Below are 2069 nucleotides of genomic sequence, written 5' to 3' on the forward strand. Positions count from 1 at the left end.
CGTCTTTGACTCATGTTTGCTACTCCATTCGTTTTTCTCAAATCTTACCATAATATTTAGTTTTCAGACACATCCTAATCCTGAACTTGATCAAATGGGAGGAAGGTTCTCTCCTAATAGTGGTCGATTTGGAATCATTGTCTGTAGGAGTATAGAAAACCTGGATCTATTTTTAAGTAGATGTAGAGATTCACACAATGCCGGACGAGGAACTATCATACCACTAGTAGATGAGGATGTACTGAATATACTTGATCAAATTAAAATCGGTGTTCCTAATGCTACAGAAACATTTTTGGCTGAGAGACTCCGTAGAGTGATCCTAGGATAACCCCCATCTCATAATAGTTAATGAAAAAAACCTCTTCGGAAATTAATTATATATACGCTACAATTGCTTCACAATTTCAAATATAAACGTGCCTCGTATGCTATGCTATAGTAAAAGTAGTCCGAAAGTATCGGTCGAAAAGGTTCAGAGCGAAAACATCGCCTGAGCCTTTTTCTGTTGATTACTTGAAAACGGGAAGATCGATTGAAAACGAGTACGAGTTCCACTCAGGAACCTTTTTGATATGAAATTAAAAAAAACAGATTTTATGATTTTTTCGAGCTTTTGTTATAGGTTATCCGGGGTTATTGAATGGATGTGCCATTAACAACTTCTACCTCTAATAAGGGATTTGCAATCCGGCCTTCATTTAAACGTTAATGGGATATGTTCTTGTCCATTCCGACAATCGGTACAAGTTTCTGTCCTTGGCTCGGGACACGGTCTTGTACCGATAAAATAAAAAAGCCGCTAAAATAGCGACTTTCAATGTGATCATGTTCTTGTCACTCGACAAATATACCGAGATATAAGCTACATACCTATTAACAAATCAGAAAACACAAATTAAAAAAGGCTGTAACTACTACTTTGGCTCTTGCACATATCAGATGTCAATCCTTAATACAGAAATCACCTTTGTTTTTAACTTCGGGTCCTTTAATAGATGTTTTTAATATAGATCAGCTCTCTATTTATTCACCAATTAAAAATTACACTTACAGCTCTGTATAAGTTGTATGTTTGCTGGTAGTAATTCTTTTTCTTCGACATTTTCACCCACTTCACTGATACATAAAAAACATGTTTCACAGTAAAGATATATATTAATTTGTTCTCGGTCCGTTAATACTCTTAAATGATCACTTTTACAATTCGGGCATACTTTATCAGTTACAAATACCACCAGATCTAAAACCATATTGGATAAAAATTTCCAAAAACTATAATAATCAGTCGGTTCCTCCTCTATTGATTTTTTAATAATTAATTCATAATCATTTCCGGTTGATCCTACATAATAATCTTTTATATCAAGCTGAGTTATAAATTTTAAAATAAACATGTCTGTTTCCAGTTTTTCTTTTGTAAAAAAAGTCATTAATATATTTTGATTATTTTTGATCAGGTATATTAGACATTCCAAAAAGCGGAGGGGAGTTGTATCTCTTAAAATGAGGACTTCCTTTTTAAGTTCAATCCACATATCTTTCATATCTTTCATCCTCCGTTGCATAAGCCGCCCTCCTTTTTATTTTTATGGACCTGGGACAGGGTAAGTAGTGATTAGGTTCCCTTTAACATCAGTAATAACTTGCATCCATTTTGTTGTTGAACCACCGAAGGCAGGTATACTCGGTTTTACTGTCCCTATTGTTCTTCCTGTATTAACCAAGCGAGAATATTGCCCATTTGTTGAAGAACTTATCGGCGTATTAATAGTACTCTTTTGCTGTAATATACCCTTTACTTCACTTTGGCTTACTGTAAATTGTCCAGCGTTTGTTCCAGGAGAAAAATGACGATCAGCTACATGCTTCCAGCCAGCATTCCTAGAGAGGCTGAATCTAGTAGGACCATTAGCAATATTGATTCTACTTCTGACGACTCCTATATTAATATTTCCCCTTGGCGATGTGGAATTGCTCCCCGGCATAGCACGTAAGGAACCATTGACCCCACCGCCGCTTCTGCCTCTAGGACCGCCTAGATTCCCACCCGTACAGTTATGCGTCCA

At 36.1% G+C, this 2069-nt stretch carries 1 protein-coding gene and 2 pseudogenes; 1 reads left to right on the forward strand and 2 read right to left on the reverse strand.

Annotation, left to right across the window (positions count from 1 at the left end):
• Window positions 1–331: pseudogene (locus Q5741_RS21375) on the forward strand (hypothetical protein); the annotation flags it as partial.
• A gap of 706 nt (window positions 332–1037) precedes the next feature.
• Here the strand turns inward: Q5741_RS21375 and Q5741_RS21380 are convergent.
• Window positions 1038–1547 (reverse strand): hypothetical protein, encoded by a 510-nt coding sequence (locus Q5741_RS21380; protein WP_305026133.1) that lies wholly within the window; start codon window positions 1545–1547, stop codon window positions 1038–1040.
• A gap of 42 nt (window positions 1548–1589) precedes the next feature.
• Window positions 1590–2069: pseudogene (locus tag Q5741_RS21385) on the reverse strand (hypothetical protein); the annotation flags it as partial.

It is taken from the genome of Paenibacillus lacisoli, assembly GCF_030580655.1.
GTDB classification, from domain to species: Bacteria; Bacillota; Bacilli; order Paenibacillales; family Paenibacillaceae; genus Paenibacillus; species Paenibacillus lacisoli.